The sequence below is a fragment of the Nostocoides japonicum T1-X7 genome, assembly GCF_001046855.1.
Taxonomy (GTDB): domain Bacteria; phylum Actinomycetota; class Actinomycetes; order Actinomycetales; family Dermatophilaceae; genus Nostocoides; species Nostocoides japonicum.
Map to the genome: position 1 here is coordinate 4,229,687 of NZ_HF570958.1, position 7,547 is coordinate 4,237,233.

General features: G+C 73.9%; 5 protein-coding genes. 2 read left to right on the forward strand and 3 right to left on the reverse strand.

Features of this window, described 5'->3' with window-relative positions; all coding sequences use genetic code 11:
* The first annotated feature begins 175 nt into the window (after positions 1-175).
* Both BN12_RS19170 and BN12_RS19175 read left to right on the forward strand, forming a co-directional pair.
* The gene (locus BN12_RS19170; protein ID WP_048555015.1) at positions 176-2,389 is read left to right on the forward strand and encodes a hypothetical protein; all 2,214 of its coding nucleotides are present in this window, start codon (positions 176-178) and stop codon (positions 2,387-2,389) included.
* Positions 2,390-2,391: 2 nt separating this feature from the next.
* Positions 2,392-3,561 carry a S53 family peptidase gene (locus BN12_RS19175; protein ID WP_048555017.1) on the forward strand — a complete coding sequence of 390 codons (1,170 nt, stop codon included), beginning with the start codon at positions 2,392-2,394 and terminating at the stop codon, positions 3,559-3,561.
* A 141-nt stretch (positions 3,562-3,702) separates the two neighbouring features.
* Here the strand turns inward: BN12_RS19175 and ptsP are convergent, their stop codons facing one another.
* The 3 genes from ptsP to BN12_RS19190 form a co-directional block, all read right to left on the reverse strand.
* Positions 3,703-5,367, reverse strand: a complete 1,665-nt coding sequence (gene ptsP, locus BN12_RS19180) for a phosphoenolpyruvate--protein phosphotransferase (RefSeq protein WP_048555019.1) — start codon at positions 5,365-5,367, stop codon at positions 3,703-3,705.
* A gap of 37 nt (positions 5,368-5,404) precedes the next feature.
* The gene (locus BN12_RS19185; protein WP_048555021.1) at positions 5,405-5,674 is read right to left on the reverse strand and encodes an HPr family phosphocarrier protein; all 270 of its coding nucleotides are present in this window, start codon (positions 5,672-5,674) and stop codon (positions 5,405-5,407) included.
* A gap of 266 nt (positions 5,675-5,940) precedes the next feature.
* Entirely contained in the window at positions 5,941-7,422 is a 1,482-nt protein-coding gene (locus BN12_RS19190; protein ID WP_048556616.1) for a PTS fructose transporter subunit IIC, read from the reverse strand.
* Between the last annotated feature and the right edge of the window lie 125 nt (positions 7,423-7,547).

A 7,547-nucleotide genomic window follows, 5' to 3' on the forward strand; every position in this document is an offset into this window, starting at 1 on the left:
GGGCTTTCCGTGGTCGGATCCGTCCAGGAACCACGACAACCCCGCACCTGCCGACACGCTCGGGACCACGGCATACGCGTCCCCGGTTGCCGGAACGTGCGGGCGCCCGTAGGTTCGGGGTCCTCGCGGACCGTCCGGCACGCAGGACGGACGGCCGTCGGCATCGGGGGTGGCCATGACGTCGTCGTCCGCATGTGGGTTCCGTCGCCGGATCGCGGCCGTCGCCGCGGTGGCCACCGCGGCCGCCCTCGTGGCCCTCGCCCCACCGGGCAGCGCGGCCGCGGGAGGGGCACGCCCGGTGACGGGACCGGAGCGGGCGGCCCACGACGTCACGCTCATCACCGGCGACCGGGCCCACGTCGTGACGACGGGTGCGCACACGAGCGTGACCATCCTCCGCGCGGCGACGCACGGCCCGGCGGCGGTCGTCACGACGATGCGGACCGGCGACCGTTCGTATGCCGTCCCGGCCGTCGCGAGGCCCTACCTCGGGCGCCAGCTCGACCCCTCGCTCTTCGACGTCTCCCGTCCCGACGGTGGGTCGACGGTGCGGGTGGATCTCGCATACACCGGGTCGGCGACGCCCTCGCTGCCCGGAGTCACCGTGACGTCGGCGACGGCGGGCCACGCCAGCGGCTACCTCACGCCGGCGTCGGCGAAGCTCTTCGGAGCCGCCCTCGCCCGGCAGGCCGTCGCCGACTCGGCCGCGGGTCAGTCGGCGCGCAGTGCCCTGTTCGGCACCGTGACCCGCATCTCGGCCGCGGGCTCGAGCCCCGTCGTCACGCCGAGCTATCCGATGCACACCCTCGTCATCAGGGCCGTCGACCATCGGGGCACGCAGCTGAGGGACGGCTTCGGCTTCCTCATGAACGTCGACGACGGCCGCAAGTACGGCGGGTTCTTCTCGATCGACGAGGGCCAGGCCCGCGTCAGCGTCCCCGCGGGGCACTATCTCGCCCTCGCCTCCGAAGACCGGTTCACCGACACCTCGGTCAGCTCGTGGCTCATGGTCGCCACCGACTACGCCGTGACCGGCTCCGGGCAGACGCTGACCCTCGACGCACGGAAGGCCACCGAGGTGCCGTCGGTGACCACCCCGGATCCGGCTCTCACCGAAGGACTCCTCGTCGACGTCGTCGGGACGGATGCGAAGGACTCCGCGGGCATCGACTTCGGCACGGACGCCACCCCGGGGCACGCGAGGCTCTTCCTTCCGCCGACGCGCCCACCCCGTCACGGCACCCTGAACGAGCAGACGACGCTCAACGCCCGTGACGCCTCGGTCCCCGGGGGCCGGTACCGGTTCGACGGAGGGTGGTCCGACACCGGCATACCCTCCGACCAGCGGCACGCGGCACCGGCCCTGGCTCGGATGGCTCGCATCGACACGACGTACTACGCCGATGCGCCCTCCCGGCTCGGGGGAACCTCGCGCATCGTCTTCCTCCCGGGCTCGTTCTTCGCCTCGTCGTTCATCTTCCCCACCCAGCTGCCGCTCGTCCGCGCCGAGTATGCGTTCGGCCCGCGCGGCACGGCGTATGCCGACGCGGTGCTGGGCAACGTCGCGGACCTCGACGACCCGGCCTGGTTCGACCAGGAGCCCCACGTCCTCGCTCCGGGGTCGAGGACGGTCGCGACCTGGCTGCGCAACCCGATCGTCCAGAGCGTGCCGGATCCGGCCGTGGGGTCGACCGTGCCGATGAGCGTCGCCTGCCGCACGAGGTCCTCGATGACCCTGGCCCTCGAGCCGCTCGACAACGTGCCGAGCCACGTCGGGGAGGTGTGGGCCGACCCGAGCGGACAGCCGGTCGCCCACTTCCGGCTGACCCGAGACGGGAGAACCCTCCTCGACGAGGACGACTCGCTCGGGGCCGTCGTCGACGTCCCGGCCGGCCGGGCGACCTATCGTGCCGTCGCGACGATCGACCGCCGACTCGCCGAGCCGAAGCTGTCGACGACCACGACGACGGACGTGAGCTTCTCCTCCAGCGCGACGAGTGGGCCGACGGCGCCGGCGGGCTGGCTGTGCCCGTCGACGGAGGGGACGGCATCCACGCTGCTGCCCGTCCTGCGGGCCCTCGTCGATCTCGGCGGCACGACCCACGGGAGCGTCCCGGTCGGCTCCCGCTCCTTCGACGTGGCGGTCGGCTACCCCTCGGGGGCGGGCACGGCGAGGCTCACGTCGGTGACCGTCGAGGTCGCGCGGTCCGGCTCGGGGGCCTGGACCGCGCTGCCGGTCGTCGCCTCCGGGTCGGGACACTACCGGGCGGCCTTCACGGCCGGATCCGCGCAGCGCGGCCGGGTGATGGACCTGCGCGTGAGCGCCACGGACGCGGCCGGCGGCATCGTGCACCAGACGACCACCCGCGCCTTCACGATCGGGAGCTGACGATGACTCGAGCCCGCACCATCCTGCTGTCCCTCGGCGCCGTCGGCGCGGCCGTCCTCGCGATGGCCCAACCGGCGAGCGCCGGCGCCCCCACGGCGACCACGCGTCCCTCGTGCTCGACGGCGGGTCCGGGCGAGGTCCGCTGCTTCTCCGAGTGGCGAAGCCCCTCGAGCGTCGAGCGGTCCACCGCCCAGGCGACGGCCAAGCCCGCGGGGCACGGTCCCGCGGACATCGCCTCGGCATACCGGCTCACGGGCACCGGCGGCGCGGGCGTGACCGTCGCCATCGTCGACGCCTTCGACAACCCGCGGGTCGAGAAGGACCTCGCCACCTACCGGGCCACCTTCGGGCTGCCGCCGTGCACGACGGCAGGCGGCTGCTTCCGGAAGGTCAACCAGCGCGGTGGCGCGACTCCGCCCGACGCGGACCCGGGCTGGGGTGTCGAGATCGCCCTCGACGTGCAGGCCGTCTCGGCCTCCTGCCCCCGGTGCCGGATCCTGCTCGTCGAAGCGGACGACCCGTCGTTCGACAACATCGGCAAGGCCGTGAACCGGGCCGTGGCCCTCGGCGCGGACGTCGTCTCCAACTCCTACGGCGGCGACGAGTTCACGAGTGCCCGGACCCTGCGGACGCGCTACTACACCCACCGCGGCGTGGCCCAGGTCGCCTCGTCCGGCGACTTCGGCTTCGGGACGGCGCAGGTTCCCGCGGCGTTCCCGGAGATGATCGCCGTCGGCGGCACCCGCCTCGCCAGGAAGGCCGGTGCGTGGAAGGAGACGGCGTGGTCGGGCGCCGGCAGCGGCTGCTCCGCCTGGTATGCCAAGCCCACCTGGCAGCAGGACGGCCACTGCTCGATGCGCACCGTCGCCGACGTGTCGGCCCTCGCGGACGGCTTCACCGTCCGCGACACCTACGGCCTCGGCTCCGACAACGGCTGGATCGTCGTCGGCGGGACGAGCGTCGCCGCGCCGCTCGTCGCCGGGATGATCGGCCGGGCGGGCAACGCCTCGACGCTCGACAGCGCCCGCTACATCTACCAGCACCGCAGCGGCCTGCAGGACGTCGTCGGTGGCAGGAACGGGTTCTGCGGCGGCGACTACCTCTGCACGGCGGTCACCGGATACGACGGCCCGACGGGTCTCGGCGCGCCCCGGGGACTCTCCGCCCTCTGAACCCCGTCCCCCGCTCGGACTCGCACGTGCCGAGTTGATGTCCTCGGAACGCTCGGGGAGCGACATCTTCTCGGCACGTGCGGGGGTGAGTCCTCGAGGAGGCGAGCGATCGGGCGGGCGGATGCGCGCCCGGAGAACCGGTCAGAGGAGGGCGGTGAGCTCCGTACTGGCCGCCTCGTGGACGGCGTCGTGCGCGTCCTGCGCGGTCCGGGCCTGCCGGGCGAGGCCGGCGAGGCGCTGGCAGTCGGCGAGCGTGTGCAGCGACAGGGAGAGCCGGACGATCGGGACCTTCGAGGGCGCCATCGACAGGCTCGAGACCCCGAGACCCGTGAGCACGAGCGCGAGGAGCGGGTCGCCGCCGGACTCGCCGCACACGCCCATCGGCCGGCCGGCGGCCGACGCTCCCTCGCACGCGGCGGCGATGACGTCGAGGACGGCCGGCTGCCACGGGTCGAGGAGGTCGGCGAGCTCGCCCTGCATACGGTCGGCCGCCATCGTGTACTGCGCGAGGTCGTTCGTGCCGAGGCTGCCGAAGTCGACGTCGGCGAGGACGTGTCGCGCGCGCAGCGCGGCGGCGGGCACCTCGATCATGACGCCGGCCTTGGGCAGGCCGTTCTCCCGGACGCGCCGGGCGAACCAGGCGGCCTCCTCCGCCGTCGCGATCATCGGCGCCATGACGCGCACGTCGGCTCCCGTCTCGCGGGCGGCGACGGCGAGCGCCTCGAGCTGGGCGTCGAGGAGCTCGGGACGCTCGGCGGACAGGCGGATGCCGCGACGGCCGAGGGCAGGGTTCTCCTCGGGCCCGAGGTCGGCGAAGGCCAGCGGCTTGTCGGCACCCGCGTCGAGGGTCCGCACGACGACCCGCCGCTCGCCGAAGGGCGCGAACACCCGCCGGTAGATGTCGGTCTGCTCGGCCACCGTCGGCGCCCTGTCGGTCGACAGGAAAAGGAACTCGGTGCGGAACAGGCCGACGCCCTCGAGGTCCTGGGCACCCGCCTCCTCGGCGTCCTGGGGACCGCCGATGTTGGCCAGGAGCGCCACGGTATGCCCGTCGGATGTGCGGCCCGGGCCACGGCTCCCCGCGAGCGCGGCCGTGCGCCGCGCGACGCGCGAGCGGAGCCGCTCGACGTGGGCCGGGTCGGGGTCGATGGTCACCTCACCGGCGTCGCCGTCGACGGCGACGAGCGCCCCGGCCGGGATGGCGAGGGCTCCGGCCACCTGGACGACGGCCGGGATGCCCATCTGGGCGGCGAGGATGGCGGTGTGGCTCGTCCGCCCTCCTCCCTCGGTGAGGATGCCGAGGACGAGGGACTTGTCGAGCGTCGCCGTCTCGGCGGGAGCGAGGTCCTCGGCGACCAGGACGGAGGGCTCGGCGAGCGACGGGACCCCTGGCTCGGGGAGCCCCTGGACGCGGGCAACGGCTCGCGCCCCGACGTCGCGCAGATCGGTGACCCGCTCGGCGAAGTAGCCGCCGAGCGCCTCGAACTGGGCCGCGTACTGATCGACGGCCCCCTCGATGGCGCTCGCGGGACCCTTGCCCGCCTTGAGGAGGGAGCCGGCCGCCTTGAGCAGACCCTTGTCCCGCGCGATGAGGGCCGTCGCGCCGAGGATCTCCTTCGCCGTGTCGGCCGCCGCCCCGGCCCGGGCCTCCAGTCCGCTCGCGACGGCCTCGAACGCCGCCTTGACGTCGGCGAGCGCGGCCTCCGCGTCGGCCGGCGCCGGCTCGTCCGACGGCGGCCGGACGGGGGGCTGGACGAGGACGACCGGGCCGTAGGCGAGCCCGGCGCTCACGCCGATCCCCCGCATACCCTCGTCCGTCGCTGCTCCACTCACGGCGCGGTCCTCACTCCGCGTCGAGGTCGGTCGAGAGCAGCTCGACGAGGGAGTCGAGCGCCTCGTCGGCCCCGTCGCCGTCGGCGGAGAGGACGACCTCCTCGCCGTGCTTGGCGCCGAGCGCCATGACGCCGAGGATGCTCGTCGCGTCGACGGGGTCGTCGCCGGGCCGGGCGATCTCGACGTCGAGCCCGGTCGCCGAGGCGGCCTGGACGAAGAGGGCGGCGGGGCGGGCGTGCAGTCCCACGGACGAGGCGATGGTCACGGTGCGGGTCGGCATGTCGTTCGGTTCTCCTTGGCTGGTCGCCGGATGCGGCGAGATGGGGATGGACGGTGCTGCGGGTGGTTCGGGTATGCGGAAACCCTAGGGTGCCGCCGCGCCGGGAGGGCAGGGGGTCGGTCCCGGCGCGGCGGCGGCAGGGGTGGTGGCGCACGGGCCCCGATCGGGTGCCGGAGCGCCACCGGCAGGGGACGGGCAGGGTAGGTGATGGGGTGATGGGCCGGGCCGCTGCTCCGGAGGCGGGTCGGGCCTCCGGGGCGCCGCGGTCAGCCGACGGCCACGGCCGTCTCGGCGATCTCCTCGACGGCCGCCCGCGAGTGGTCGCGCTGCTTGAGGGCGACGACGATCGCGGTCATGACGAGGACGCCGGCGACGAGGGCCAGGAGGAACAGCAGCGGCTTGCCGATGAGCGGCAGCACCCAGATGCCTCCGTGCGGTGCCCGGAGCGTCGCGCCGAAGGCCATGGCGAGCGCCCCGGTGACGGCCGAGCCGATCGTCGAGGAGACCATGATCCGGACCGGGTCCGCCGCCGCGAAGGGGATGGCGCCCTCGGAGATGAACGACGCGCCGAGGAGCCACGCCGCCTTGCCGTTCTCGCGCTCGGGCTCGGTGAACAGGTGCGGGCGGATCGTCGTCGCGAGGGCCATCGACAGGGGCGCGACCATGCCGGCGGCCATGACGGCGGCCATGATCTTCAGCTGGGGAGCGTCGGTCGCCGCACCGACCGTCGCGAGGCCGGTCGTCGCGAACGTGTAGGCCACCTTGTTGACCGGACCGCCGAGGTCGAAGCCCATCATCGCGCCGAGGATGAGGCCGAGGACGATGGCGCTGCTGCCGGTCATCCCGTTGAGGGCGTCGGTGAGCCGGTCGGCGAGCCAGGTGATCGGGCGGCCGATGACGACGATGAAGAGCCCGGCCGTGATGAACGTCGACAGGAGCGGGATGACGACGACCGGCATGACGCCCCGGACGCCCTTGTGGACCTTCCAGCCGGCGATCCACCGGGCGACGAAGCCGGCGAGGAAGCCCGTCGCGAGACCGCCGAGGAAGCCCGCGCCCATCGTCGCCGCGATCGAGCCGCCGACGATGCCGGGGACGATGCCGGGCCGGTCGGCGATGCCGAACGCGATGAAGCCGGACAGGATCGGGACGAGGAAGGCGAACGACGCCGACCCGATGACGAAGCAGAGCGCGGCCCAGGAGGTGAGGGAGACCGGGTTGAAGTGCTGGGTGATGTTGTACTGGCCCTCGGCGGTCAGGCCGTACTTGACGATCTCGATGGGGCCGTTCTTGCCGATCGCCACCTGGGCGAGCATGAACGAGATGGCGATGAGGATGCCGCCGGCGGCGACGAACGGGATCATGTACGACACGCCGGTCATGAGCCACTGCCGGATGCGCGTGCCGACGCCCGCGCTGTCGTCGACCTTCGAGGTGAGGCCCCCGCTCGGGGCGGCTGCCGCGGCGGCGGCCTTCGAGGGGTCGGCCTTCCACTCCGCGGCGGCGGCAGCGGCCTGCGCGATGAGGCCGGGTCCGTCGCTGATCGCCTTCTTCACGCCGACGTCGACCGTCGGCTTGCCGGCGAACCGTCCCTTGTCCCGGACCTCGAGGTCGTGGGCGAAGATGACGGCGTCGGCCGCGGCGATCTCCGCCGCCGACAGCGGTGTCGAGCCGGCCGAGCCCTGGGTCTCCACCTTCATCGTGTGTCCGGCGGCCCGGGCGGCGTTCTCGAGGGACTCCGCGGCCATGTAGGTGTGGGCGATCCCGGTCGGGCACGAGGTGACGCCGACGAAGGTGAGTCCCTGCGCCGGGACGGGCTCGGCCGGGGCCGGCTCGGCGGGGGCAGCCGCTGCCGGCGCCGGGGACGCGGTCG

Bases quoted from the DNA above. Each gene is read 5' to 3' on its own strand.
- BN12_RS19170 (WP_048555015.1), top strand. From the start codon at position 176: ATGACGTCGTCGTCCGCATGTGGGTTCCGTCGCCGGATCGCGGCCGTC.
- BN12_RS19175 (WP_048555017.1), top strand. From the start codon at position 2,392: ATGACTCGAGCCCGCACCATCCTGCTGTCCCTCGGCGCCGTCGGCGCG.
- ptsP (WP_048555019.1), bottom strand. From the start codon at position 5,367: ATGCGGGGGATCGGCGTGAGCGCCGGGCTCGCCTACGGCCCGGTCGTC.
- BN12_RS19185 (WP_048555021.1), bottom strand. From the start codon at position 5,674: ATGCCGACCCGCACCGTGACCATCGCCTCGTCCGTGGGACTGCACGCC.
- BN12_RS19190 (WP_048556616.1), bottom strand. From the start codon at position 7,422: ATGGCCGCGGAGTCCCTCGAGAACGCCGCCCGGGCCGCCGGACACACG.